This is a genomic window from Gilvimarinus sp. 1_MG-2023, from assembly GCF_030548285.1.
Genome location: NZ_JAUOSC010001745.1, coordinates 1 through 235, shown reverse-complemented (window position 1 = coordinate 235; position 235 = coordinate 1). Strand labels below are relative to the sequence as shown.

Sequence of the window (235 nt, the reverse complement as noted above, 5' to 3'; positions counted from 1 at the left end):
TGTCTGGCTTCGTGGTTTCTTGTTTCTGTTAGATTATTGTATCCATACCATTGATGGTGTTTTGTACCACCTTGGCTCCATTGCTGGCGATGGATACCGCTCGCTCTGCCACCGCGGCCGATTCTGAGGCGTTAGCCGATACCTGATCAATGGTAACTGCCATTTCAGTCTCCGCAGCCGATGCCCCGGCAATCTCTTGCGCTTGGTGCTCAGATGCCTCGTCTCAATGTACGGC

At 52.8% G+C, this 235-nt stretch carries 1 pseudogene; it reads right to left on the bottom strand.

From position 1 onward, the window contains the following. Window positions 1-34: 34 nt before the first annotated feature. Window positions 35-220, bottom strand: a pseudogene (locus Q4563_RS22720) (hypothetical protein); the annotation flags it as partial. Between the last annotated feature and the right edge of the window lie 15 nt (window positions 221-235).